At 46.3% G+C, this 25,969-nt stretch carries 21 protein-coding genes; 13 read left to right on the plus strand and 8 right to left on the minus strand.

All coding sequences use genetic code 11. The features are described 5' to 3' along the window. Positions 1-105: 105 nt before the first annotated feature. Positions 106-924, minus strand: coding sequence for a helix-turn-helix domain-containing protein (locus B5X68_RS10280; RefSeq protein WP_141110261.1), 819 nt, complete (start codon positions 922-924; stop codon positions 106-108). 184 nt (positions 925-1,108) lie between these two features. Between B5X68_RS10280 and B5X68_RS10285 the strand changes: the two genes are divergently transcribed. Together B5X68_RS10285 and B5X68_RS10290 are read left to right on the plus strand one after the other, a co-directional pair. Further along, a complete protein-coding gene (locus B5X68_RS10285) occupies positions 1,109-1,693 on the plus strand; it encodes a DUF308 domain-containing protein (protein WP_082214595.1) in 585 nt (194 codons plus the stop codon). 62 nt (positions 1,694-1,755) lie between these two features. Beyond that, positions 1,756-2,343, plus strand: a complete 588-nt coding sequence (locus tag B5X68_RS10290; RefSeq protein WP_082214596.1) for a Crp/Fnr family transcriptional regulator — start codon at positions 1,756-1,758, stop codon at positions 2,341-2,343. A gap of 21 nt (positions 2,344-2,364) precedes the next feature. Here B5X68_RS10290 and B5X68_RS10295 read toward each other — a convergent pair whose 3' ends face one another. After that, entirely contained in the window at positions 2,365-2,766 is a 402-nt protein-coding gene (locus tag B5X68_RS10295) for a response regulator (RefSeq protein ID WP_082214597.1), read from the minus strand. Between the two features lie 11 nt (positions 2,767-2,777). Continuing rightward, positions 2,778-6,314, minus strand: coding sequence for a PAS domain S-box protein (locus B5X68_RS10300; RefSeq protein WP_082214598.1), 3,537 nt, complete (start codon positions 6,312-6,314; stop codon positions 2,778-2,780). 451 nt (positions 6,315-6,765) lie between these two features. On the opposite strand from B5X68_RS10300, the gene kdpF reads away from it, so the two are divergent. From kdpF to B5X68_RS10340, 8 genes are all read left to right on the plus strand, one after another. Then, the gene (gene kdpF, locus B5X68_RS29460; protein ID WP_141110293.1) at positions 6,766-6,843 is read left to right on the plus strand and encodes a K(+)-transporting ATPase subunit F; all 78 of its coding nucleotides are present in this window, start codon (positions 6,766-6,768) and stop codon (positions 6,841-6,843) included. Positions 6,844-6,855: 12 nt separating this feature from the next. Beyond that, positions 6,856-8,544 carry a potassium-transporting ATPase subunit KdpA gene (gene kdpA, locus B5X68_RS10310; RefSeq protein WP_082214600.1) on the plus strand — a complete coding sequence of 563 codons (1,689 nt, stop codon included), beginning with the start codon at positions 6,856-6,858 and terminating at the stop codon, positions 8,542-8,544. A 66-nt stretch (positions 8,545-8,610) separates the two neighbouring features. Next, a complete protein-coding gene (gene kdpB, locus B5X68_RS10315) occupies positions 8,611-10,650 on the plus strand; it encodes a potassium-transporting ATPase subunit KdpB (protein ID WP_082214601.1) in 2,040 nt (679 codons plus the stop codon). Between the two features lie 35 nt (positions 10,651-10,685). Further along, positions 10,686-11,243: a K(+)-transporting ATPase subunit C gene (locus B5X68_RS10320; RefSeq protein WP_082215304.1), complete on the plus strand. Its 558-nt coding sequence runs from the start codon at positions 10,686-10,688 to the stop codon at positions 11,241-11,243. Between the two features lie 82 nt (positions 11,244-11,325). Further along, positions 11,326-12,426: a porin gene (locus B5X68_RS10325; RefSeq protein WP_082214602.1), complete on the plus strand. Its 1,101-nt coding sequence runs from the start codon at positions 11,326-11,328 to the stop codon at positions 12,424-12,426. Between the two features lie 14 nt (positions 12,427-12,440). Then, positions 12,441-13,565: a universal stress protein gene (locus B5X68_RS10330; protein ID WP_082214603.1), complete on the plus strand. Its 1,125-nt coding sequence runs from the start codon at positions 12,441-12,443 to the stop codon at positions 13,563-13,565. 25 nt (positions 13,566-13,590) lie between these two features. Then, positions 13,591-15,324 carry a HAMP domain-containing sensor histidine kinase gene (locus tag B5X68_RS10335; protein ID WP_082214604.1) on the plus strand — a complete coding sequence of 578 codons (1,734 nt, stop codon included), beginning with the start codon at positions 13,591-13,593 and terminating at the stop codon, positions 15,322-15,324. A gap of 103 nt (positions 15,325-15,427) precedes the next feature. Next, positions 15,428-16,450: an LLM class flavin-dependent oxidoreductase gene (locus B5X68_RS10340; RefSeq protein ID WP_082214605.1), complete on the plus strand. Its 1,023-nt coding sequence runs from the start codon at positions 15,428-15,430 to the stop codon at positions 16,448-16,450. Positions 16,451-16,457: 7 nt separating this feature from the next. Here B5X68_RS10340 and B5X68_RS10345 read toward each other — a convergent pair whose 3' ends face one another. Then, entirely contained in the window at positions 16,458-17,417 is a 960-nt protein-coding gene (locus B5X68_RS10345; protein WP_082214606.1) for a helix-turn-helix transcriptional regulator, read from the minus strand. 91 nt (positions 17,418-17,508) lie between these two features. Here B5X68_RS10345 and B5X68_RS10350 point away from each other — a divergent pair, with 91 nt between their 5' ends. Then, positions 17,509-18,675, plus strand: a complete 1,167-nt coding sequence (locus tag B5X68_RS10350; protein ID WP_082214607.1) for an FAD-dependent oxidoreductase — start codon at positions 17,509-17,511, stop codon at positions 18,673-18,675. Between the two features lie 51 nt (positions 18,676-18,726). Here the strand turns inward: B5X68_RS10350 and B5X68_RS10355 are convergent, their stop codons facing one another. Continuing rightward, the gene (locus B5X68_RS10355; RefSeq protein ID WP_082214608.1) at positions 18,727-19,704 is read right to left on the minus strand and encodes a hypothetical protein; all 978 of its coding nucleotides are present in this window, start codon (positions 19,702-19,704) and stop codon (positions 18,727-18,729) included. Positions 19,705-19,923: 219 nt separating this feature from the next. Here B5X68_RS10355 and B5X68_RS10360 point away from each other — a divergent pair, with 219 nt between their 5' ends. After that, complete coding sequence (locus B5X68_RS10360; protein ID WP_082214609.1) at positions 19,924-20,529, plus strand: DinB family protein; 606 nt, start codon at positions 19,924-19,926, stop codon at positions 20,527-20,529. 53 nt (positions 20,530-20,582) lie between these two features. Here the strand turns inward: B5X68_RS10360 and B5X68_RS10365 are convergent, their stop codons facing one another. From B5X68_RS10365 to B5X68_RS10375, 3 genes are read right to left on the minus strand one after another with little or no spacing between them, the layout of a single operon-like run. Further along, entirely contained in the window at positions 20,583-21,086 is a 504-nt protein-coding gene (locus tag B5X68_RS10365) for a hypothetical protein (RefSeq protein WP_082214610.1), read from the minus strand. A 13-nt stretch (positions 21,087-21,099) separates the two neighbouring features. Next, positions 21,100-21,741: a hypothetical protein gene (locus B5X68_RS10370; protein ID WP_082214611.1), complete on the minus strand. Its 642-nt coding sequence runs from the start codon at positions 21,739-21,741 to the stop codon at positions 21,100-21,102. Then, a complete protein-coding gene (locus B5X68_RS10375; protein WP_082215305.1) occupies positions 21,734-22,219 on the minus strand; it encodes an RNA polymerase sigma factor in 486 nt (161 codons plus the stop codon). Before B5X68_RS10375 ends, B5X68_RS10370 begins: the two co-directional genes overlap by 8 nt. A gap of 200 nt (positions 22,220-22,419) precedes the next feature. On the opposite strand from B5X68_RS10375, the gene B5X68_RS10380 reads away from it, so the two are divergent. Next, complete coding sequence (locus B5X68_RS10380; protein ID WP_082214612.1) at positions 22,420-25,968, plus strand: carboxypeptidase-like regulatory domain-containing protein; 3,549 nt, start codon at positions 22,420-22,422, stop codon at positions 25,966-25,968. Position 25,969 lies beyond the last annotated feature (1 nt).

Below are 25,969 nucleotides of genomic sequence, written 5' to 3' on the forward strand. Positions count from 1 at the left end.
TGTATAAAAGTTGTATGATTTATCAAATGGTTTAAATCGTCTGATGTTGTTTACAACTCAAAGGTATGAGGCAGGAAGGTGCAAGTATTGTAAAAATCGGAAGTGCTATCCTTTATAAAAAATATGTCCGAATTCATTGTCCGTCTTCATGAATTTGGAAGGCGCCATGCCTGTAAACCTTTTAAAATCCTTGATAAAATGAGCCTGGTCATGAAAATAGGTATAAAGCTCGCTTTTGAAAAAATCCATGTTTTCGCTCGCACCAGCCTCGTAAAACTGCATGAAACGAATGACGGAAGAGAAATTTTTCGGACTCAGGCCCACTTTATCTGTAAATTTCTCCCGCAGCCAGCGGCTGCTGAACCCTGTTTTTCTTTCCAGCTCATTCACAGTAATCAGACCCCTGGTATCTGCGATCTGGCCGAGGCAGTAGTCAACAATTAAATCAGGGCTGGATCTGGAGAGCTGGTTTATCAGATAGGATTGGATTTGTTCTATTTTATTCTCGATTGCGTCGGTGTTAATCAGGCGTTCGCTTAAATGCCGCGCCTGGGTTCCAATGACATCTTCAAAATCGAAAATCTTATTTTTTAGCTCAAATTGCCGAAGCTGAAATATCCGGTAAGCGCCTAACGCGGAGAACTCAATACCAATGTTGCAATGAGGACTATCGTTTTCAATATCGACAATAGCAGGCGCGTCTGAAATTCCAATCAGGGTTATGGATCCTTCTTTCGAACGGTGAATGCATTTATCATATTTGCCTATCAGCCCGTTCTTAACCGGGATTACGAGCTTAACCATCCCGTTAGGAACGATCAGTTTCATATCCTCTTCGGGTAGTCTTCCGTCGCTTTCCAAAACCCAAATTTTGCTCACATACGGCTTTAATTCAGATCTGGGTTCTATGAGTTGCAGTTTCATTTTGTTTCCCTGGCCTTTCCTGACAACTTACTGTTTTAGCATTTAATATTACGGAAGTAATGATACATATTAAAGGCGATGCGTTGCAAATATGGTCTCAATGTTGTCCATTTTAACTTAGGTGAAAATCGGGATGGTAATTATCGTTGACCTTTGATGTAACAATAACAACAAATGTTACATCATGAAATTACCAAACACATCCACAAGTTCATTCTCCACCGAAGCTGCTGAAACTGCCAAATCTCTTCGGGCACTCTATTTTACCCGCGCTGCATTCTCCATTCTATGGGTATTGCTGGTTACAGCCTTCGCCAACACCAATGCTACGGTTGCAATGGTCCTTTTTATCATTTACCCTGCATGGGATGTGATCGCAACATTTTTCGATATCAGATCGAGCCCGCCTGCTGCCAGCAAATTACCACAATACGTAAACGTTGTCATCGGCATTACCACCACAATTGCAGTCATCGTCGCCTTACAAAAAGGTATTGCCGAAGCGTTAATCGTATTTAGTGCCTGGGCGATCCTGACCGGCCTGATACAGCTGATTTTGGGCTTGCGCAGGCGCAAACAAATGGACGGTCAGTGGCCGATGATCCTAAGCGGGGGACAGTCTATGCTGGCTGGTGTGTCCATCTTTTTAGGAGCACATAAGCCGGGCACGGGTGTAAATACCCTGGCCGGTTATGCCGCATTTGGGGCGTTTTATTTCTTATTGGCGGCTTTCCGTCTGAGGAAAACAACATTAAATGAGCCGGTATAGGGCTTGCTGATTTGGAAAATAGCAGGCTGATGTCGTCGTTTGTATCAATTAATCATTGTATCATGAGTGACAAAAATGAGATCGTAGCCCGGCACCTGCGAAATTTTGCTTCGCTGACAGATAATGATATTGCCGCGGGACAGCCTTTCTGGAAACCGCGGACAATCAAAAAAGGAGATTTCTTCAATATGCAGAGCATGGTCTGCACCGATCTGGGGTTAGTGGTAAAAGGAATTTTTCGGATATACTACCATGATCCGAAAACAGACACGGACAAGAACTTGTTTTTCTTCTCAGAGAATCAGTTTGTCGTTTCTTTCAGGAGCTTTATATCCCAAAAGGCCTGCTGGTACTATATAGAAGCGATGGAAGATTCGGAAATTGTTTTTATTTCTTACAAGGACCTCAATAGCTTGTATGAAACCAATGCCAACTGGGCAAAATTCGGACGGCTCCTTGCGGAGCTGTTTTTTGCTTATGCCCAGACGCGCACGGAGGAATTTGTCTTTTTTTCGCATGAGGAACGATATCTGAGGTTATTAGAAGAGCACCCAAATATTGTTGAGCGCATTCCCGCGTATCACATTTCCTCGTTTTTAGGCATCACAAATCCATCATTGAGCAGGATAAGAAAACGGATAAAAAAATAAGTTTTCCTCCGGCAAGTTCGGTCAGTCTTGTTGGTATATCAAATTCAATGTTTCCTTACTCAGGGGTTTGGAATAATAACCGTGTACAAGCGGATGATTTTCTGCCTGGTCGCGGTCCTCGGGATCGATGGAAGAAGAGAGGATGAATATATTGACTTTTGCCTTCAATGTGTCGGGAAGCATTACAAATTCATCCAGAAACTCCCACCCACTCATTAACGGCATATTAATGTCCAGGAAAAGGACGCATTCTTTATCATTTGCAACAGACGAAAATTCGTTTCTGAACCATTCAAGGGCGTGCTCTGCGTTTGTGAAAAGCTGGATGCCGGACAATGGGGCAAAATTGGCAATCACATATTTACAGACTATATTGTTGATAGGGTCGTCATCTACAACAATAAAATTGGAAGGTATTTGCATATGCTGGAGAATTAGAAATTAGTAGAACGAAACAGGATCCTGAATTCGGTGCCTTCATTAACAGTGCTTGTTACATTAATTTTGCCTCCCAGCATTTCCACCTGGGTTTTGACCATAAATAATCCCATTCCCTTTCCTTCCACATGGTGATGGAAGCGTTTGTACAAGCCAAATAGCTGCCCGCCCTTTTTTTTCAGGTCGATCCCCATGCCATTGTCCTGAAAGAGAATAATGATATCTCCGTTGTTCACTTCACTTTTTATCCTGATCACCGGGTCAATATCTTTTTGCCTGTATTTGACACTGTTCATGATCAGGTTGTAGAAAATGCTATGCAGGTAACTTCTCAGCGTAAATATATTGTTGATCGCACTGAAGTCAGTTTGTATTTCCACACGTTCCTGTATAATGATATTGTAAATGCTTGCCCGGATATTATTCACCAGCTCCTGCATTTGCACCGGCTCCTTGTTTTCGCTCACCTCTCTTTTTACCTGAAGAATGGTGTTAAGGTCGGAAACAATATCATCCAGCCTTCTTACATTCACTAATACTCCCTGCAGAAGTTCCTCGTTTTCGGTCGGGGAGAATTTATGCTGGCTCAAAAGCCCGGTCAGGCCAATGATATTTGCTACCGGGGCACGCAGGTTGTGCGATACAATGTAGGAAAATTGCTCAAGGCCCTTGTTGGAATCAATCAGTTCCTCTGTGTAATTCTGCAAATTTTTATTCAGTTCCAGGAGTTGCGACTCAGCGCGCTTTCGCTCCGTAATTTCCCTTAAATAAACAGAAAGTCCGCTGGCAGAGGGATATGCCGTTACCTCAAACCATGCGCTGTCCCTTTCGTAATAGGATTCAAAATGCTGAATGGTATTTTGCTCAATTGCCATTCGATAATATTGGTCAAACAGGGTATCCTTTACATCGGGAAATACGTCCCAGAGATACCTGCCCAGGATCTTTTCTTTCGGGCAACTTAAAATGTTTTCTGCCTGCTTGTTCCAATAAGCGACAGTCCAGTTCCGGTCGACGGCAAAGAAGCAGTCGCCAATACTTTCCAGGATTACATTTTTTTCTTCAAGCGCTTTCAGTACTTTTTCGTCGGCCTGCTTTTCCCTGGTAATGTCATTCACAAAGCAGGAGAGGCCCGTAACAGTATTGTTTTTTCTGATAGGGTGAATAGAAAATTTCAGGCAGCTGTAAGCGCCATTGTAGGGAAGTTCCTTTTCAAATTTGAGGATTTCTCCGCCAAGCGCCCGTCTGTTTATTTCTTCCCAATAGGCTGCCTCGCCTGGATCAAATCTGCTCAAAGATTCACGGATGTCGTAGCCAGGTTGTACTTTGACACCGTAACGTTCCTGCATCAGACTTTCCAATGCATGGTTATAGGTAATGTATCTGAGATCGGTGTCGAGCGAATACAACAATGCATCTGTGTTATTCATGATGGCATTCAGGTTCGATTCCGATCGCTGGAGCAAATCCTGCGCCATTTTGCGATCGGTAATATCCGTCATGTTGACCGTAAGCCCCGTGATCAGATCATTTTCGACTACCGGAGTCATCGTAACGCTTAACCAGCTCTTTTTTTCCTTAATTTTCCCATATGCGTGCTCAAATTGCTTGACTTGCCCACTTAGCACATCCTTAATTGCCTGGTTAAATTCCTCTCTTTTCTCATCGTTAATAGAATCCATCAGGGTGTTTCCCAGAACAATACTCTTGCCGATAGTGAGGCTGTAAAAATATCTGGCTTTGCTGTTGAAATACTTGATCGTCGCATGGCTGTCGGTTAGGATAAATCCTTCCGAGGTGTTTTCAAATATTGCCCGCAAGTTGTATTCCGAATTGCGCAGCGCCTGCTGGGATTTTTCTATTTCAGATACATCATGCAGCGCCCCGTACAAACTGATCGCTTTCCCCTGATCATCAACCTCGACGTGCGTTTGTACATGCAGGTATCGGATCTGTCCATCCTTCCTGATTATGCGGTTGTAATAGGCCGTAGCCTGTTTGGATTCCAATGCGTGCTTGTTCATTTTGACCACATAGTCAAGGTCATCAGGATGTACAAATGTGAGCCAGGATGCGCCCGTCTGGACGTTATCATTTTCAGGTAGTCCGTATATCCTGCACGCCTCATCAGACCAGAAACTTGTTGCCGTTGCCAGGTCTGTTTCCCAACTGCCGAGATGCGCGATGGCCTGTGCCTGGCTCAAACGCCACTCTTTATGTTTAAGCTGGTTGTCGGATTCGGTTTTGAGCCGTTCTTTTTCAAAATAATCCAATCCAAATGAAATTCCGGCAGCAGCTTCTTCAAGCAAATTTGTTTCAGCCTGAGTGAAAAAGTCCGTTTCCGATGCGAAGAGATTGAAGCATCCCACGGTAACTCCTGATCTCTTAATAGGCAGAACCATATATGACTTATATCCTGCCACTGCCGCTGCTTCTTTCCATGGCCCGGAAAATGGTATCAGGGCAGTATTATTGGATACATAGAAGGGCTGCGATTTCAGGATTGCTGTTACCTCATTTTGTGCCTTGTTAAATTGCGCCAGGTGTTCTCTTTTAACGCCGCTGGCTTCGGCCGTGCGTGTTTTGCCATTTGTATCAATCAATTCAATCCAGGCAGCCAGAAACTCTCCGGTTTCACACGCAATCCTGCATACTTCCCTGAAAAGCGTTTGCTGGTCTGGCGCATGCACCAGCGCCCTGTTAACCTGACTCAGGAGCGCATATAGCCGGTTTATATGTAATAATTTGGCTTCGCTTGCTTTTTTATCGGTTACATCCCTGAAATTATCCACGATTCCCCTGATTGCCGGCTCATGCAGCATATTGGTCACCGTTGCCTCAATCCAGCGCCAGCTGCCGTCTTTGTGCAGCATTCGACCGGTATGCCCCTGTACAGGCACGCCCGGATTAGCCAAAACCTTCATCATAACATTTGACAGCCCTTCCAAGTCTTCGGGATGCGCCATCGTGAAAATGTCCATTTCAAAAATTTCCTGCGGTGTGTATCCCAGCACATTTGTCACTGCAGAAGATACATATGTTGGAACGGCCTCCGTGTTTAGTACGACCACCGCATCAGCACTGTTTTCAACCAGCGTACGAAACCGCAATTCGCTATTGCTCAATTGCTGCAATAAGTGTTGCTGCTGATTTTTAAACTCATGTTTCTCCAGACTTCGGAGAACGGCGAAAGGCAGACGGTCAATCTGGTCCTTTATGACATAATCATCTGCGCCAATTTCAAGGATTTCCAGGGCCATTTCATCTGATATTGCGCTGGAAACGATGATAAAAGGGATGTATGCATTACTTTCTTTTAAAACTTCCCCAACCTGAGCGCAATGTATATCAGGCAGGGAAAACTCACATAGAACAATGTCAGGAGAAAAATCAATAACAGTTTTTTTTAATTGCTCACGCGTACCGACGACCTTAATTTCAGGAAATAACTTTCCTTTATTCAAGGCGTGTTCGGCCTTCAACGCTTCTTCCAACGAAGTTTCCAGATGTACTATTTTGAGACTTCTGCTCATGATGTTCCCATTGATGAAGACTAGCCTTACCCGCAGAAGGTAGTCGGAAATTTCAATAATATAATGCCATTAATATATAACCTGTGCAAAAAAATCACAGAAAAATAATGTGATAGCCTTTGGCGGGTTTTCTTAATGCAACATTCACTTAAAGTCACCTATTATCATTTTGAGAATAGGTTATCAAAATGATAGGCTTGTATTGTTTCTGTTGTGCATTGTAAAAAGTATAACTTTTTGTTAACCAATAAATTACTGTAATGTCATCCGGTAGGGAATGATCCTTTGCTAATCCAGGCATGGCCGGATGGTTGTTATCGGCCGGCCGAAATCACATTAGCAATAACTTAAATATCATATCTCATGCTTACAATCCTCTTAGTTGCCGCAGGCTGTTTGTGCTTTGCGCTTTTTTATCAATCCGTCACCTTTTTTGAAAAAGTCTAAAACCATGGCAGCATTACTTATCGTATCCGTCGGTGTGTTTGTCTACATGTGTTACGTCCTTGTCAAACCCGAGAAATTCTAACATTGCAACAAAATGAACACTGAAATTTTTGGCGTTATTGCCATGTATGCAATTACCATCCTGATGGCAGTCCCATTTGGTAAGTATATTGCCAAAGTCTATGCAGGCGAAAAAACACTGCTTGATAACATATTTACTCCTCTCGAAAATCTATTTTTTCGTATCAGCGGAATCGACCGTAAAGCAGATATGAACTGGAAACAACATCTGGTAGCCATGCTCACTATCAACTTTGTCTGGTTCCTGCTGGGCATGTTTGTGCTGATGAACCAGGGCTGGCTCCCGCTAAATCCGGATGGTAACCCCGGACAGACTGCCGACCTGGCATTCAATACGAGTATATCCTTTGTCGTCAACTGTAATTTGCAGCATTATTCGGGAGAAAGCGGCGTGAGCTATCTTTCTCAGCTGTTTTTGATGTTTTTGCAATTTGTAAGTGCAGCAACAGGGATGGCAGCGGCCGTTATCTTGTTCATCGCCTTAAAACAGAAAACGGCCGATAAGCTCGGCAACTTTTATAATCTCATGCTGATTTCGTGCACACGGATCCTGTTACCGGCATCCATCGTGGTAGCCAGCATTCTCGCATTCAACGGCACGCCCATGACGTTCAATGGAAAAGACACCATGATTAGCATGCAGGGCGATACGGTCAGCGTTTCCACTGGCCCGGTAGCAGCATTTGTTGCCATTAAGCATTTGGGAACAAATGGGGGCGGATTTTATGGGACCAACTCGGCGCACCCGTTGGAAAACCCTAATTACCTGACCAATATGGTTGAAATGTTTTCTCAAATGATCATCCCGCTGGCCATGATCTTCGCCTTGGGCTTCTTTTTAAAGAGGAAAAAAATGGCGCGGATGATTTTTAGCGTCATGACTTTGGGCTTCCTGTTGCTTTGTGTCCCCACGATCATCTGGGAAACTCAGGGAAATCCGGCAATCGCACAGATGGGCGTTGATATGGGATCAGGCGCGATGGAAGGGAAGGAAGCCAGGCTTGGCAGCGCGGCGTCCGGCTTTTGGAGTATAGCCACCACCGTTATATCAACAGGCTCGGTGAATGCCATGCACGACAGCACCATGCCGCTCTCCGGAATGATGCAGCTGCTGGCCATGATGACCAATGCATTTTACGGCGGCTGCGGAGTAGGGATCCTGAATTTTTTTGTCTTCATCATCCTGGCTGTCTTTATCAGTGGCTTAATGGTAGGACGTACACCGGAGTTTTTGGGTAAAAAAATAGAAGGCCGCGAGATGAAGATCGCCATGATCGTCGCGCTACTTCACCCGCTTCTAATTCTGGCAGGAACCGCACTCGCAGCGGCTTTTCCGCAGATCACGTCGGCAAACCTGAATAATCCCGGCTTCCACGGTTTTAGTGAAATGCTCTACGAATACACATCATCGGCAGCCAATAATGGCAGTGGTTTTGAAGGATTAGGAGACAACAATCCCTGGTGGAACATTACAACGGGCTTCATACTGATCCTTTCCCGCTTCATCCCGATCATCGGACCTGTGGCCATTGCAGGACTGTTGGCCAATAAGAAATACATTCCCGAAAGTGCAGGCACGCTGCGCACCGATTCAGCAACTTTTGGAATGATGGTTATGGCCGTGATTGTGATCATTACCGCATTATCATTCTTCCCGGCATTGACATTAGGCCCCATCGCCGAATATTTCAGCATGCGTTAATTAATTTGAATAAATAAAATAACAGCTGGCAGCACAAAAAAGCTGATAGCCAATAGCTCTGAAAAAATGAAAAATCAAAATGCATCCTTGTTCCAGAAGGATTTGGTAAACAAGGCTTTAAAGCAGTCTTTTATTAAATTGAACCCTAAAATCCTGTTCCGTAACCCAGTCATGTTCACCGTAGAAATAGGCACATTCGTCATGTTTGTGGTTTGTTTGTGGATATTGTCCGGCAATACGACACAGGGCAGTTTCGGTTATAATTTTGTGATTTTCCTGATCCTTTTGCTCACATTACTGTTTGCCAATTTCGCCGAAGCCATTGCCGAAGCAAGGGGAAAAGCGCAGGCCGACAGTTTACGGAAAACGCGGGAAGAAACACCAGCCAAATTGGTCGTTGAAAACAAGCAGGGTTTCTCTGTGGCAACCCAAAATGTAATGTCTGCCCAAATGAAGAAGGGCGATATTTTCATCTGTGAAGCCGGCGACAACATCCCGACAGACGGCGAGATTATCGAAGGACTGGCCACCATTGATGAAAGTGCCATTACCGGTGAATCTGCGCCCGTAATACGTGAAGCGGGCGGTGACAAAAGCAGCGTGACCGGAGGAACCAAGGTTCTGTCCGACAAAATCAAGGTGATGGTCACCACCGCGCCGGGCGAAAGCTTTTTGGATAAAATGATTGCTTTGGTGGAAGGCGCGAGCCGTCAGAAAACGCCGAATGAAATTGCTTTAACAATCCTGCTGGCCGGCTTTACACTGGTGTTTGTAATCGTATGCGTAACATTGAAACCCTTCGCGGATTTCGCGGATACGCCTATCACTATTGCCGCATTCATTTCACTCTTTGTGTGCCTGATCCCGACAACCATCGGCGGGCTGCTTTCTGCGATCGGCATTGCGGGTATGGATCGCGCGCTGCGCGCCAATGTGATCACCAAATCGGGTAAGGCAGTGGAAACGGCGGGTGATATTGATGTGCTGCTTTTGGATAAAACGGGTACAATCACGATTGGTAACAGAAAGGCCACGCATTTTCATGTAGCAAAAGGCATTGCCGACAACCATTTTGTGAGAGCAGCCGTCCTCAGCTCCATCGCCGACGAAACCCCGGAAGGAAAATCAATCCTGGAACTGGCCAATGCTACGCCATCCACTTACCAGATTGCACATCCTAAATTCATCAAATTTACTGCCGAAACCCGTAGTTCCGGAGTTGATTTTGAAGACACGCGCATTCGCAAGGGAGCGTTTGACTCCATCAGGAACCTCGTAACACAAGCCGGAAACGGATTCCCCGCGGAAACCGAAGAACAGGTTAAAATAATTTCCAGCAACGGCGGGACCCCACTGGTGGTCTGCGAAAACGAGCGCGTACTGGGCGTGGTGGAGTTGCAGGACATTATAAAACCGGGCATTAGCGAGCGTTTTGAACGCTTGCGCAAGATGGGTGTCAAAACCGTAATGGTAACCGGCGATAACCCGCTAACCGCCAAATTTATCGCCGAAAAGGCCGGTGTGGACGATTTTATCGCCGAAGCCCGGCCCGAGGATAAGATGAATTACATTAAAAAAGAGCAGGAGGCAGGCAAACTGGTGGCTATGATGGGTGACGGTACCAACGATGCGCCAGCACTTGCGCAGGCCGATGTGGGTGTTGCGATGAACAGCGGCACGCAAGCCGCCAAGGAAGCGGGTAACATGGTCGATCTCGACAATGACCCGACAAAACTGATCGAGATCGTGGAGATCGGAAAGCAGCTTCTGATGACGCGCGGCACATTGACCACCTTCTCTATTGCCAATGACGTAGCGAAATATTTTGCTATCATTCCCGCCTTGTTCATTGCCAGTATCCCGGCGCTGCAAAGTTTAAACATTATGCGGCTCAACAGCCCTGAAAGCGCAATCCTGTCGGCAGTGATCTTCAACGCGGTCATCATTCCGTTCCTGATCCCGCTCGCTTTGAAAGGCGTTGCCTACAAGCCCATCGGCGCCAGCGCGCTGCTACGAAGAAACTTGCTGATCTATGGTCTGGGAGGTATTTTAATTCCTTTTGCAGGCATCAAAGCCATTGATCTGCTAGTGAGTATTTGGATATAAAATCAAAAATAACGAAGCTAAAAACGCTTAAAAACATGAAAACGAACATATTTCCCGCAATCAAACTAACCATTGTCACGCTGCTGTTTTTCTGCGTGGTTTATCCGGCTGTGATATGGGCAATTGCCCAGCTGGCACCCAACAACGGGCACGGTGAAGTGGTAACCGCCAATGGTAAAAAATATTATGCAAACATTGGTCAGGCATTTACCGAAGACCGGTTCTTCAACAGCCGTCCATCAGCCGTGGACTACAATGCTGCCGGAAGTGGGGGCAGCAACAAAGGGCCTTCCAACCCTGAATATCTGGCAATAGTGCAGGCAAGGATCGACACCTTTTTGATGCATAACCCCGGCATCGACAAAAAGGACATTCCTGTCGAGCTGGTAACGGCCAGTGGAAGTGGTCTTGATCCGGACATTTCGCCCAAAGCGGCATTGGTGCAAGTGAAAAGGGTTGCGGCCGCCAGGAAATTATCCGAAGAAAAAATCACTGAACTCGTTGGCTCACACATTGAAAAGCCGCTTTTGGGCATGTTTGGCCCTGAAAAAGTCAATGTACTAAGCCTGAACCTGGCTTTGGAAAAATTGTAAATATTCCCCGGTCCCACAAGCAGCGACGCGGGCGCCAGGATTTTCAAATGCGCCGCTACATTCATTTTTAGTGCTTATTTCAATGAAAAGTTTATTATTAGCTGCATTAGGATTAGTGATTCTAAAACCTGCTGTGGCCCAGGATTCAACCGGAACAAAAAATCCTTTGACCATAAGCGGCTATGCCGAAGCCTATTACAATTACGATTTCAACAGGCCACTTACTAATACGGTGCCGGGTTTTCTCTATAATTTCAACCGTGCCGGGGAAGTGAACCTGAACCTGGGATTTATCAAGGCAAATTACACCACCGACCGCGTGCGTGCTAACCTCGCACTGGGCGCCGGAACATATGTAAATGCCAATTATGCTGCCGAACCGGGCGTGCTGAAAAATGTTTTCGAGGCCAATATAGGTTTGAAGATCTCAAAAAACGCTAACCTCTGGATCGACGCGGGGATCATGCCGTCCCACATTGGTTTTGAAAGCGCGATCGGTAAGGATAATTGGGCATTAACAAGAAGTTTGGTTGCTGAGAATACGCCGTATTTCGAGTCGGGGCTGAAAATTGGATTTACTACAAAAGATGAAAAGCTATACATATCCGCCATGTATCTGAATGGCTGGCAGCGGATCCAAAGGGTTGATGGTAACACAACGCCAGCTTTTGGAACGCAGGTTACATATAAGCCAGTTTCCAATGTAACATTGAATTACAGCACATTCACGGGATCTGACAAGCCCGACAGTGCAAGGCTGATGCGATTCCACCACAACTTTTACGGAGTTTTTCAATTAGCTGAAAAATTTGGTGTTACTGCCGGGTTCGACTATGGAACTGAACAAAAAGTAAAGCGTAGCAGCGAACATAACCACTGGTTTGTGCCCGTGCTGATCGCCCGCTATTCCCCATTGCCAAGATTAAGCATTGCAGCGAGGGGTGAGTATTTTCAGGATAAAAACGGCGTTATCATTGCAACCGGGACAGAAAATGGTTTCAGGACCTTCGGCGTTTCGGCCAACATTGATTATACTGTTTTCCCGGGTGTGCTCTGGCGCGTGGAAGCCAGAAACCTGAGTAGTAAAGACCGGATTTTTCTAAAAAGAAATCAGCCGGGCGGCGATGCAATTTCTAAAACGGATAATTTCTTTCTGACCACTTCACTTTCTGTCGCATTTTAATCAATCCGAAACCAATGTCTGACACCAATCCCAGCGCGCAGCAGTTTTTAGACCTGATCAAAAAATCCAGGCGTGGAAAGTTCAAGATCTACATCGGCATGAGCGCCGGCGTAGGCAAAACATTCCGGATGTTGCAGGAAGCGCATGCACTGCTGCGCAACGGCATTGATGTCAAGATCGGGTACATTGAAACCCATAACCGGAAAGAAACGCATGACCTGCTCAACGGCTTGCCCGTTATTCCGCGTCGCAAGCTTTTTTATAAAGGCAAAGAACTGGATGAGCTGGACGTGCAGGCGGTCATCAGTTTGCGACCCGAAGTCGTGGTCGTCGATGAACTGGCGCATACCAACATTGAGGGCAGTAAAAATGATAAGCGCTGGCAGGATGTGCTCGAAATCCTGGAAGCGGGCATTAATGTGATCAGCGCGGTGAACATTCAGCATATCGAATCGCTCAATGAAGAAATCAAGGGGATTACCGGCGTGGAAGTGCGGGAACGGATCCCGGACAGCGTGCTAGGAGCGGCCGATGAAGTGGTGAACATTGACCTGACCGCCGACGAACTCATTACCCGCCTGAAAGAAGGCAAAATCTACAAACCCGAAAAGATCCAGACTGCGCTCAATCATTTTTTCAAGCCTGACCATATTTTGCAGCTCAGAGAACTTGCATTGAAAGAAGTGGCCAGCCAGGTGGAGCGTAAAGTCGAGTTGGAAGTTCCTAAACTGGCCGCATCGCGGAGAGAAAAATTCCTGGCCTGTATTAGCAGCAATGAGAGCACTGCCCGGCATGTGATCCGGAAAACCGCCCGGCTGGCGAGCTATTACAATAGCAAATGGTTTGTGCTGTACGTTCAGACACCCAACGAGAGCCAGGACAAAATAGCGCTGGACAAGCAGCGGCATTTGATTAATAATTTTAAACTTGCCACCGAAATGGGCGCGGAGATCATACGGGTTCAGAATACCAATGTGTCAGAAGCCATTATTCAGGTCGCTGAGCAGCGGGAAATTACGACGATATGTCTTGGAAAGCCTCATATTAACCTGCTAAGGGTTATTTTGGCCACCAATCTTTTCAATAATCTGTTAAAAAAACTATCATCCTCAGACATTGACCTGGTTATCTTGTCATAACATAATCAAGCCATGACTTTTTATAATGAAAATAAAAACCAAACTGCGGCTCGGACTTGGCGTCCTGTTTTTGATGATCCTGGCATTGTCGCTGATCGCGGCGCGATATATCTACGTCCTGAAAGAGGACACCGAGAATATTTTGCAGGACAACTATAAAACATTGGATTACACCAGAAGCATGTTTCTGGCCATCGATCAGATTCATACCGACCCGAAAGCATGGAATGAATTTGAACAAAACCTGACAAGTCAGCAAGCCAATGTGACCGAGCCTGGAGAAGAACAGGTAACCGGTGAAATTGTGAACCATTATAATGCACTGAAAAAAGACACATATAACCAGGAGCTGCCGGTTTTGATCCGGAACGATCTGGCCGAACTCACGCGGGTCAATATGGAAGCGATCCGCGCTAAAAGTGATAAGGCGTTGACGACAGTGCAGGCTGCATTTATCTGGATTGCGCTGACAGGGACTATCTGTTTTCTGATCGCATTGACCTTGCTGATCAATCTTCCGGGCAACATTGGCAACCCGATCCGCGAACTGACCGAAAGCATCAGGGCCATCGCAGCAAAGAATTATGCGGAACGGTTGCACTTTGCAGGTAAAGACGAGTTTGGTGAGTTGGCCAGCTCATTTAATACCATGGCAGAGAAGCTTGAAGAGTATGACAATAGTAACCTGTCGCAGATTTTGGTTGAAAAAAAGCGCATTGAAGCGCTTATTAATAACATGCATGAGCCGGTGATCGGCCTGGATGAAAATCAAAAAATACTGTTTGCCAATGATCAGGCCGTAAAGATCACCGGAATTGCCATCAGCGACCTGCTCGGAAAATCGGCGGTCGAGCTGGCTGCTGAAAACGATCTGATGCGGGCATTAATTCATGAAAAAGGCGGGGAGAATCAAAGCAACGGCCATAAAAGTGGCTCTTCGCTGAAAATTTATGCGGATGACAAAGAAAGTTATTTTGAAAAGGAAATGGTCGATATCACCATTGTGCCGACTGGTGAGCGTGTTAAAAAATTCATTGGCCAGGTAATTCTTCTGAAAAACATTACGCCTTTTAAAGAACTGGATTTTGCTAAAACGAATTTCATTGCCACGGTCTCACATGAGCTGAAAACACCGATTGCTTCCATCAAAATGAGCTTGCAGCTCTTGGAAAGCCAGCATACGGGAACGTTGAACGAGGACCAAAAACAATTGATGTTGAGCATTAAGGAGGACAGCGACCGCCTGTTAAAAATCACGGGTGAGCTGCTGAACATGTCGCAGGTAGAGACGGGCAACATCCAGTTGAATATCCAGCAAAGCAGCCCATATGCGATCCTGAAATATGCATTGGATGCCGTAAAAACATCCGTTGACCAGAAGCAGATCGACCTCGTCGTACAAGCTGACGATGAGCTCGCCGATGTAAAGGCGGACATGGAAAAAACAGCCTGGGTACTAATCAATTTTTTAACGAATGCAGTCCGCTACTCACAACAGGAAAGCAAAATCCACATTCAGCTTACGGGCACCGGGCAAGGCGTTAAGTTCTTAGTCCGGGACGAAGGAAAAGGCATTGACAGCCGTTACCGTGGCAAAATATTTGACCGCTATTTCCAGGTGCCCGGCAGTTCAAAGACTGGTACGGGGCTCGGGCTTGCGATCAGTAAGGAGTTCATCGAAGCGCAGGGCGGCAGCATCGGAGTCACCAGCGAAATTGGGATGGGTAGCACTTTTTACTTTGAACTGGCCGCAGCATAGCACATCATTAATACCATACTGAGTATTTCCTTCTGATGCATTGCAGGGAACTTTTAAAGCCAAATAACCTTTCTAATTTGAAATTGACTTTGAAAAAAGCTTCATGAAGAAAATAGGATTTTTATCGTTCGGGCATTGGTCCAACCATCCGGCTTACAATGCCCGGACAGCGAGCGATACATTGCTCCAATCCATTGACCTGGCTGTTGCAGCCGAAGAAATCGGTTTAGACGGCGCATATTTTCGCGTGCATCATTTTGCATCGCAGCTGGCATCGCCTTTTCCGTTGCTTTCCGCAGTCGGAGCTAAAACAAGCAAGATAGAGATCGGGACCGGTGTCATCGACATGCGTTATGAAAATCCACTGTATATGGTGGAGGATGCCGGGGCTGCGGACTTGATTTCGGAAGGACGATTGCAACTGGGAATCAGCAGAGGTTCGCCGGAACAGGTCATTGACGGTTGGCGCTATTTTGGATACGAACCGGCTGAGGGAGAAACCGACGCGGATATGGGACGTCGCAAGGCGTTGGAATTTCTGGAAAGACTAGAAGGTGTCGGGTTTGCACAGCCAAATCCATACCCGATGTTTCCGAACCCGCCCGGATTACTGCGTTTGGAACCTTACTCGGAAGGGCTGCGGGAACGCATTTGGTGGGGAGCCGCTTCTAATGCAACTGCTGTCTGGGCAGCGGAAAACGGAATGTATCTGCAAAGTTCTACCTTAAAATACGATGAAAGCGGCAAGCCTTTTCATGTACAGCAGGCCGAGCAGATCAGGTTATACAAAGAAGCGTGGAAAAAAGCAGGACATCAGCGCGAACCCCGGGTTTCGGTGAGCCGGTCTATCTTCGCATTGGTGACCGATCAGGATCGTCAGTATTTTGGTCAGGAAGCCGGTCGGCGTGATAAAATCGGAATGATTGAACAGGACAAACGCGCGATTTTCGGCAGAAGCTATGCTGCGGAACCGGATCAGCTTATAAAAGAATTGGGGCAGGATGAAGCGGTTCAGGAAGCAGATACAATCCTTTTGACGATCCCGAATACATTAGGGGTTGACTACAACGTACACGTGTTGTCTTCCATTTTAAACCACGTTGCACCCGGTTTGGGGTGGCGTTGAGACCAGCTCACATTGCTGAATACTTTTTGGGTTTAAACCCAAGATGTTGTTCAAAGATCCTTGAAAAATGGCTGAGGTTTGTGAATCCCAGCTGATAACCTACTTCGGAGACAGTCAGCCGCTTTTCCTTTAACAGGTAAGCGGCTTTCTGCATTCTTCCAGACTGGTAATGCTCGAAAACCCCCTTCCCGAATGTTTGCTTGAATAGCTTGCGCAATTTGGGCTCACTCATTCCCGCTTCCCGGGCCAGTGCCGCGATATGCGGCGGTTCTTCAAAATTGGACTGCAAACGTGCCTTAACTGCATAAATAGCTTTAATGTCTTGGATATGCATAGTGCTGCTAGGCACAGTTTCGCGATCTAACAATATCATAAAGATGTGGCACAGCAACTCTTCGCATTTCAGTTTGAAGTATCGGCTTTCAAGGATTTCGGGAAATGATTGCAGCACAAGATCACTGGCAGTCTTAATAATTTCGGGTGAAACGGGCGTCTCAAACACAAAGTTATCCTTCGCCTCCAACACGCTCGATACCACTGGGTTATCGATTTCACCGAACATCTGGTGCAGATATTTCTTGGACACGGCGATCGTTACGCTTCCAAAAAGTGTATTGGATGGCATAGCCATGACCGTGGAAACTGCATGCCGGCAGATCATAATATTCGGTTGTTCGGCCATCAAATGCTCTTCTGAATTAACCAGGGAGGGGAGAATTCCGGTTATCAGAAAAATAATGTCTTCCTGCCCTTCGGCCAGCTCGTTTGTCCGCTCGATGTATACGTCGTCTTTGAGATGATAATTGCGGATCATCATGCGCAAATCGCTGCTCCACCAAAAGCCGGTGAGGTAACCTGCGCCCTTGCTTTCGGGAATATAAATAAATCGCCCAACGACATTCGCACCGATTGCTTTGGCAAACTCCTTTGTAATACCGGATCCTTTGTCCGTGATCGATATTTTCATTTACGACTATTTTAAAATGTTTTTCGGCTATTTCATTCTCAAAAGTATGCAGAATTTTGTAATGATTTAAAACGAATAAATAATCAGAGATATGTTACTAAAAGATAAACAAGTAGCCATCGTCGGTGGCGGTCCCGGCGGCCTGACGCTCGCCCGGCTTTTGCAGCAACAAGGAGTTCAAGTCAAAGTATACGAACGGGATTCTGACCCATTTGTGCGTCAGCAAGGTGCCACGCTTGACCTGCACTTCGAGTCGGGACTGAAAGCATTAGGCGAAGCTGGGCTGATGGAAGAATTTGAGAAAAATTACAGGCCTGGTGCAGAACGCGTTACCATTGTGGACAACAATGCATTGGTACATTATACGGAACGCGATAATGATCCCATTCAAGATTTGAATAACAGATATGCGCGACCGGAAATAGACCGCGGTCCGCTCCGCGATCTTCTTATTGAATCCCTGAATGAGGACACAGTTGTATGGAATTCCAAATTTACAGCACTGATAAGAAATGGTGAAGGCTGGGATATGGTCTACGAAAATGGAACGAAGGCGTACGCGGACCTAGTCATAGGATCAGACGGGGCGAATTCTAAAATCAGAAAGTATATAACTGGGATTGAGCGCATATATTCCGGTGTGACCATTGTTGAGGGAAATGTTTATAATGCTGCGGTGAACGCACCTCACTTGTGGGAGCTAATCAACGGAGGCAAAATTTTTGCGCATTGGAATGGCAAGACAATTGTCCTGAGTGCAAAAGGCGAAGGTTCACTTTCATTTTACACGATCACGGAGGAAGCGGATGATTGGATGAGAACATCAGGCATTGATTTTGCGAATCAGGAGCAGGTTTACGCCTGGTTCAAACAGCGCTTTTCCGACTGGAGTGAAGACTGGCACGAGATATTCTCATCCACTGAATCCTATTTTGTCGGGCGTCCGCAATACTATTTCCCCGTAGACCAATCCTGGCAGAGCATTCCAAATTTAACGATGATCGGCGATGCCGCGCATCAAACCCCGCCATCCGGAGACGGCGTAAATCAGGCAATGCTCGATGCGCTGGAACTATATGAAGTGCTTTGTATGGACAATTTCAGTTCTATACATCAAGCTATTACAGCGTTCGAAGAAAAGATGCGCAAGCGAACCGCAGTGGCAACAGAAGAAGCATTACAGCTGGTGGGAGCGATGTGTTCCGAAAACAGCCTTCAATTTGTCCTTGATTTCTTTGACGGATTAAAGACAGTCTGATGACGCTAATGCAGATTGTAAGGCGGCCCGGGAAGGAGGGCCGCCTTTTTTCTAAACCAGGCCTTGCATCAGGTTTCCCAGGACCAGACGATCAATTGTGGTTTCAGATAATGCACCGTCGATCTCTGAATTCATGAGGACAGAAAATGTGTTGACCGTACGCGCAGGCATTGGATCGAAGATCAGTTGTTCCGGGAGGCGTGTAAGACGAATCACGGCGCTGTCCAGATCTTGCTCTATGAAGGTGTCGAAATGTGTAAAATTGTTATTAACAAGGTCCAGTACAGGTTCCTTTGACTGCGCGAGCTTCTCTTTGAAACCGATCGCCGTTCCGTAGTTGACCATATATTCACAAAGCCTGCGAAATAATTTTGGCATAATGCAAATATCCTGGGTGATGGCGACCAGTGAATTGGCGTCAAATCCATTGTTTGTCCCGTCTACCGCGTGCAACTCCTTTGCCTGTTCACGGGCTTCTGCAACAGCGCCGTCAAGCGTTTGGCGAAGGTCGAAAAACAAACCTTCATAGTAAGTCGGGTAGGCAAGCCCTTGTAACAATGCATGATAGTTATAACTCTCGCGTAATTTTTTTGGGGTTAGAAAAATGCTGGCGCCATCTTCTTTGTCGATATCACCTGCAAAAGCAAAAGCAATAGGCCGGCCATATTTTTCAATTGCCCTGGTCACAATATAGCCCGGCGACCCATCATTTGCTGATACGACAGTCTTATGTGACACATCCCAAACAACATCTGTAATCCCCACAAAATCCAGGAGCACATCCATTGCTTTGTTAGCAAGGGTTAACGGCTGGTGATACACACCTCCTCCGCTAGGTGGCGTGTAATGTGTTTCCAAAGTATCAATCGCTTCGAGGCGCAATTGTACGTGATTTCGTGCATTAAATTTTGGCCTGCCGCCGGGAAGTGCTTGAACAAAAGCAGCATTGTCGGGCTCAAATCTTATGGAGTCACCATCTGGGGAGTAGTTTCGGACGTGAAACTTACCTTTAATCAGCGTAAATGGCATATCGAATGGCTGGTTGAATGATACATGAATTTGACCTTACCTAACAAAGGATAATTTAAGTTCTCAATTGACGCCACAAAATCCTAACCGTTAGGTAAAAGTAATGATAGCATAATGCAGCGAACTCCGTTCGCTAAAGAAACTTGCCGTTAACGCAATGTGTTCTTACGGTTTTTTGATTTTCCATTAGTTTTGGGTGAACCTCTAAACTAACAGAAAATGAAGCATTTAAACTATTTTGGCTTGCTTTTATTCATTTGTGTTGCATCTTCGTCTTTTGCTCAGGAAAAACTGTGGACGGAGGCCGACCGTCAGTTTACGATCGAGCAATTTAATCGCACCCGGGATGAATTGGTAACAGAAACAGAAAATCTTACACCCGCGCAATGGTCATTTCGTGAGTCGCCGGATCGGTGGTCGATTGGCGAAGTTGTGGAACATCTTGCATTGTGGGAAATCATCTGGGCCAGGGAAATCAGTATGGGGTCGCGCAGTAAGCCTCAGCCCGAACTGAACAAAACTTCCAGGCCGGACAGCTATTATTCGGATTTTATTATGGAAACAAACCCCCACGTAGCACCGGATTTTGCGGCTCCGACAGGGTTTATCAAAGGGAAAGACAATCTCCAATTTTTTCTGAGCCGCCGCGAGCAGAATACTGCATTCCTAAAAAAGACGGAGGCAGATATGCGGGCGCACTTTGAGTTGACCGCAACGCCGAACCCAAGAAATATGCATCAGGTTTACATTTATCAATGGGGGCATGTGGACAGGCATTTAAGACAGATCAGGAAAGTGAAAGCCGACCCAAACTTTCCAAAGTAAGATCTCACGAAAATGCATTACAGCCTTGATTATCCGAAACGCTTAATAACAGATCACGCTCCGGTAACATTTGCAATCATGGACATGTAATAGTTGGCGCAGTGTACTGAATTCAGCAGCAGCAGTTCTTTGTACGGGAAGGTCTCAAAGATTTCGGAGGTAGTGATCTGATATTCATAATTCATTAGCCGCCATTTCAAATGAGGCTTCATGAATAGAAGCTCAGTTCCTTCGGGATCGGTAAGTACATACGATTCTCTGAAAATGCCACGATGCGTAAAGAGATATTCCTTTTCAAAATCGCTGAATGAGGTCTGTATCACAATGTCTCCGTTCCAATTCATTTCGAATTTTAACAATAATTTTCCGCAGTCTTTGAGTTCAATGGTTGTTCCCCAGAAACCTTTTGGCTCAATCTGATATGTTTTGTCATTTACAGTCTTTAACACTGCGTCAAATTTGAACCAACTTTTATATAAAAGTTGTCCGATTAATGTGCCGTTGTTTGTCACATCAAAGGAAAGGGAGTCGTTTGATTTTGTGTGATATTCTGCCATGGTGTTTTAATGTTTATTGTTTCAATTTTTCCATTTCCGCAATCGTTTCTTTCAATTTGCCAAAAACGCGTCCATACATCAGCCGCACCTCCCATTTGTAAATTTTAGCTGAAAAAATGAACATCAACAAAACGATAATCCCTGCCACAATTAATAGAAATAATGGAATGTTGCCAATAACTGTCAGGTTCGGGAATTTCTGATGTATTTTCAAGGTCAGCCCTTGTTTGTCCCAGACAGACCATATCGTACTGATGGCGATCAGAAGATAAAGCGGATAGGAGAAACGTGCGATTTTTTCACTTTTCGAGAGGATATCTCTAAGCCATTGATCCAGCGACCTGAGATAATCCAGGCTCGTTGATCCTTGGTCTAGTGTTTTAATCCGGTCAATTTGTCTTTTGTTATACCATGCGGTAAGGAGAAGCAGTACAGATGCAGTAAGTCCCTGCCAAAGTGCATCTAAAAAATAATAGATGACAGGAAAAACAATCGCCGTAATTAGAATGACAATTAAGTTAATCCTGAACATTCTCAACATCCTGTCTACGAGATGAATCGATTTTTGGTTATACAAATCGTTAATTTTTGGAGCGACCAGGCTTTTTTCATTCAGAAAACCTTCTTTCCAAATTGCCTCAATTGATTTATCCATGAAGTATTTTTTTTAAACGTTCTTTAATTCTGTTAACCCGGACACCTATATTATTCGCATTTGTATTCAGAACATCGGCAATTTCCTGATAAGATTTTTCATCCAGATAAAGGAGGATCAATGCCCTGTCGACTTCGGATAAATGCCTGATTGCAGCATATAATAAATTGAGAGATTCATCTTCGAAAGCATTGTTTTCGATCAACATTACATCGGGCAGGGCGTCGGAGGTAAAATACGTTTTTCCATCTTTTTTCTTTCGTTTGAGCAGCGTCAGGCATACGTTTATTGAAATGCGGTAAACCCATGTTGACCATTCGCATTGCTGGCAGAAATTATCCCTGCTTCGCCAGATTTGCAGACAGACTTCCTGGTAATAGTCCTCAAAATCTTCCTGCGAATTGGTATATGCCCGACAGATTTTGATTATAATTCCTGCAAATGGTAAAATCGATAACTGGTAGAAATCTGTACTCACTTTGTTTGTTTTAGTACGATTAGTTTCTTCATAGCATCTTTCGTTTTCCTGGTTAGTGGCTGTTTTCAAAAAACATTACAGTTCTCCGGGATTTTTTTACTAAGAAGGCTGGCCGGACGGCAATTTAACGCACCATTGCATGTCACAGTCATAGTTATAATTAGGGAGCGGCGTTCTTTTGGAAGAATAACCCAATAGCTATGCGTTGCTCTTTCTTTATCGGCTGGATAACTTTCGTTCTGTTTTTGGGGTTGCCCTGGCTGGTTTACGGACAAACGACAGCCCTTTTGACCGGCTATGTAACCGATGCTGCAACGGGACAACCGATGCCGTACGCCCACGTCTACATAAATGGATCAACACAGGGCGCAGTCACGGATGAAAAAGGACATTATACGCTGGCAGGTGTGCCGTTGGGAACGGTCGAAATAGCGGCTTCATTTGTGGGTTACCAGTCTGCATCGCAAAAAATCCGTTTCGAAAATACATCTCCGCAAAAAGCCAGTTTTCAGTTGAAAGCAAGTGAGCAAATGCTGAATGCTGTTACGGTTCGAGGCAATTCGAAGCGCTCGGAACGACATTTACGCCAGTTTAAAAAGCACCTTTTCGGTGAGCCGTTTGGTGGGCAATGTCTGCTTGTAAACAGTGAGGTCCTTAATTTTAAAGAGGAGAAGAATCATTTATATGCAACGGCTGATGCGCCTTTGATTATTGATAATCAGGCGCTGGGGTACAGGCTGATTTATGATTTGCAACATTTCGATGCAACTCCGTCCGGGAAGGTCTATTCTGCTGGCAATGCGCGTTTTGAAGAACTTAAACCCGAGAACGACCGGCAGGCAAGCCAGTTTCGGCGTAACCGGCTGACTGCCTATAAAGGATCTACCCGTCATTTAATGGCCAGCCTGATAGACAATTCGTTCGAGCAGGCAGGTTTTTGGGTTTATCAGGAAGATGTCACCAGGCCGATGCCGGTCGAACGACGGATCATCACGCTTGCCGCTGCGGTTAGTGAATATAAGCGTCTGGTTCCAATTGAGGCTTCTAAACTAATTCTGCCTGGTCGATTATCCACCGAACGCCGGTTGGTTTCGCCCGCAAAACTGATCATTTTCTACACGAATGCCTCTTCGGGTTTTTCGCCTTATCCGGATGCCCGTTTTGCATATACGGAAATGAAATTGCCTGCTGGTCAGATGCAAATGACAGTTGACGGTGTTATTACAATGCCGGAAGGTATGGAAGCGGAAGGCTCGATGGGTGATGACCGGTTATCCACTATGCTGCCAGCCAACTGGAAACCCGAAGAGAATGGTAAGGAGTCACTTGCAAGCGGACCGTTGGCGTCACAGGGAAAACTTGCGCCGCCAGACACCTGCCTGGGACGTATCACGACGGCCTTCAACGAGCGATTCAAGGTGCTGGCGCCCACCTTGTTTGTGCATATTGACAAGCCCTTTTACGCAACCGGGGACCGGCTCTGGATGAGCACGTACTTACTCGACGCTGCCAGTAACCAACGGGCGAATGGTGAAACGGCCATACATGTTGACCTGCTTACGTCTGAGGGAAAGCCCGTGCAGCACCAGTGGATACGTATCGCTGACGGGCGAGGCCAGGGCAATTTCCATTTGTCTGACACCCTCATGACGGGAACATATCGCCTGCGCGCTTATACAGATGAAGATAATGCTCAGAGACGCCCGGCTTTTGAGCGGTCAGTGACTATTTATAATTTGTTTCGGAAAGACTTATCAATACACAATGATTCTGCTGCTCAACAACTGGACATTCAGATCTTACCCGAAGGTGGTCGTTGGATTTGGGGATTGCCAGCGCGCCTGGGCGTCAAGATTGTACAGCCCGATGGGCTTGGATTGTCTATCTCCGGACGCATCGTCGACGACCTGGGTATTGAAGTTGCCCGTTTTAAAACCAACCAAAGGGGGATGACAAGTGTGTCGCTTCAGCCCGAATCGCAGCGGACTTACTACGCAGACGTTTTGTATAACAATAAGCTGCAACACGTGCCTTTGCTGAAACCTGAAACGGAAGGGTTGTTGCTTTCCACCGACGCCATCAGCGATACAACCAGGTTGGGATTGACAATCACGAGCGCTGACAGGGCCGCGACGGACTCCGTTTATATTCTCATCCAGCAACGTGGCCGGGTGATCGACCAGCGGAAAATTCTCTTGCAAAACGGGGTGGCGAAGATAAGTCTGCCCATGATGACCTGGCTGCCGGGCCTGGCTCAAATAACCCTTTACGATGCCTTCGCCAAACCCCACGCGGAGCGATTGGTTTTTGTGCCTGAGTTTGTTCCTCCGGTAGGTGTGGTGTTAAAATTCAACAAGACGCGTTATCAACCCCGCGAACAAGTTACCCTGAGCGTCCATCTGAACGACAACGGCTCACCTGCGTCAGCAGCTCTATCAGCCTCGGTTACCGACGTGGGTAAAGTGCCTGAGGATACCGCCAACGCTTCTATGCGAGCACACTTATTACTTACGGGCGAGCTTCGGGGACATATCGAGAACCCCGATCATTACCTGGTGAATCACTCTGCCGAAACCCGCCTGGCCCTGGACGACCTTTTGCTGACGCAGGGATGGCGACGGCTCACTGGCACGCCCGACACTGAAATGCCCGGCGGAGTATCGCTCACCGGCAGAATCCTGAATGCGAAAAACCAACCAATACCCGGTGCGCAGATTATCGTGGCGTCGACAGCACCTGGGCAATCGTTTGTGAAATCGGCGGACGCTGACGAAGAGGGGCGCTTCCGGCTGGCCGGCTTGGCTATTGCCGACACGGTGCAGTTAATGATGCAGCTGGCTAACCGCCGACACCAAAAATTCTCTGTCAAAGAGGCCTTTCTGGTTCAGGAAGGACCTGGCAAACTATGGGAATCCCGAAACCTGGCTGGTGCGCCAAGCTGGTCAACAATGCGGGATCAGCTGGAAGCTGCGCGGGTAAGGCAGGAAGCAGACGCCGATCTTTACCGGGATAAAACAGTGAAAGTGCTGGAAGAAGCGACGGTTCGGGCGAAAAAATATAATGAAAGACCCGATGATATACAAATGCGTAGTTTGCACAACGAGGCCGATGCCACGGTCATTTTCAATGACAAATCGCCAAATTACCCAAATCTGTATGAAATGATTCAGGGACGCTTTGCCGGCGTGATCGTACTACGAACTGTCGCAAAGCCAGACGGCCCGGCAATGCCCCCTGGATATCTGGTATCCATTCGGGGCGGTACACAGCCGTTGTTTTTGATGGATGGCATAATGATTGAAGACCGTGAGGGAAACGCTTTAATGAACTTCAATCCCAAAGACATTGAACGTGTCGAAGTGCTGAAAAATGCTGGTGCAGTGGGTATATACGGGGTTCGGGGAAGCAACGGCGTAATTGCATTTTACTCTAAAAGTGCACGTTCCATGGATGCAGGCGCGAAACCGAACGAGGGTATGACGCCGATTCAATTCATCGGGTATCCGTCCGTGCAACGCGAATTTTATGTGCCGCGCTACGATGCAGAGGTGACAGCCGACACCATTTCCGGCCGTGTCGATGACCGGGATGTGCTGTACTGGAAACCGCTGATGCAAACCGACATGAAGGGACAAAGTCAGCTTCGTTTCCCCTTATCGGACGTTGTCAGAACGTTGCGTGTGGTTATACAAGGCGTTACGGCAGACGGGCGTCCCGTGTTGGGCGTTCAATTGATCCAGGTTCAATAAG

Origin of the sequence: Dyadobacter psychrophilus, assembly GCF_900167945.1 — a bacterium.
In the GTDB taxonomy this organism is placed as follows: Bacteria; Bacteroidota; Bacteroidia; order Cytophagales; family Spirosomataceae; genus Dyadobacter; species Dyadobacter psychrophilus.

Bases quoted from the DNA above. Each gene is read 5' to 3' on its own strand.
- B5X68_RS10280 (WP_141110261.1), bottom strand. From the start codon at position 924: ATGAAACTGCAACTCATAGAACCCAGATCTGAATTAAAGCCGTATGTG.
- B5X68_RS10285 (WP_082214595.1), top strand. From the start codon at position 1,109: ATGAAATTACCAAACACATCCACAAGTTCATTCTCCACCGAAGCTGCT.
- B5X68_RS10290 (WP_082214596.1), top strand. From the start codon at position 1,756: ATGAGTGACAAAAATGAGATCGTAGCCCGGCACCTGCGAAATTTTGCT.
- B5X68_RS10295 (WP_082214597.1), bottom strand. From the start codon at position 2,766: ATGCAAATACCTTCCAATTTTATTGTTGTAGATGACGACCCTATCAAC.
- B5X68_RS10300 (WP_082214598.1), bottom strand. From the start codon at position 6,314: ATGAGCAGAAGTCTCAAAATAGTACATCTGGAAACTTCGTTGGAAGAA.
- kdpF (WP_141110293.1), top strand. From the start codon at position 6,766: ATGGCAGCATTACTTATCGTATCCGTCGGTGTGTTTGTCTACATGTGT.
- kdpA (WP_082214600.1), top strand. From the start codon at position 6,856: ATGAACACTGAAATTTTTGGCGTTATTGCCATGTATGCAATTACCATC.
- kdpB (WP_082214601.1), top strand. From the start codon at position 8,611: ATGAAAAATCAAAATGCATCCTTGTTCCAGAAGGATTTGGTAAACAAG.
- B5X68_RS10320 (WP_082215304.1), top strand. From the start codon at position 10,686: ATGAAAACGAACATATTTCCCGCAATCAAACTAACCATTGTCACGCTG.
- B5X68_RS10325 (WP_082214602.1), top strand. From the start codon at position 11,326: ATGAAAAGTTTATTATTAGCTGCATTAGGATTAGTGATTCTAAAACCT.
- B5X68_RS10330 (WP_082214603.1), top strand. From the start codon at position 12,441: ATGTCTGACACCAATCCCAGCGCGCAGCAGTTTTTAGACCTGATCAAA.
- B5X68_RS10335 (WP_082214604.1), top strand. From the start codon at position 13,591: ATGAAAATAAAAACCAAACTGCGGCTCGGACTTGGCGTCCTGTTTTTG.
- B5X68_RS10340 (WP_082214605.1), top strand. From the start codon at position 15,428: ATGAAGAAAATAGGATTTTTATCGTTCGGGCATTGGTCCAACCATCCG.
- B5X68_RS10345 (WP_082214606.1), bottom strand. From the start codon at position 17,417: ATGAAAATATCGATCACGGACAAAGGATCCGGTATTACAAAGGAGTTT.
- B5X68_RS10350 (WP_082214607.1), top strand. From the start codon at position 17,509: ATGTTACTAAAAGATAAACAAGTAGCCATCGTCGGTGGCGGTCCCGGC.
- B5X68_RS10355 (WP_082214608.1), bottom strand. From the start codon at position 19,704: ATGCCATTTACGCTGATTAAAGGTAAGTTTCACGTCCGAAACTACTCC.
- B5X68_RS10360 (WP_082214609.1), top strand. From the start codon at position 19,924: ATGAAGCATTTAAACTATTTTGGCTTGCTTTTATTCATTTGTGTTGCA.
- B5X68_RS10365 (WP_082214610.1), bottom strand. From the start codon at position 21,086: ATGGCAGAATATCACACAAAATCAAACGACTCCCTTTCCTTTGATGTG.
- B5X68_RS10370 (WP_082214611.1), bottom strand. From the start codon at position 21,741: ATGGATAAATCAATTGAGGCAATTTGGAAAGAAGGTTTTCTGAATGAA.
- B5X68_RS10380 (WP_082214612.1), top strand. From the start codon at position 22,420: ATGCGTTGCTCTTTCTTTATCGGCTGGATAACTTTCGTTCTGTTTTTG.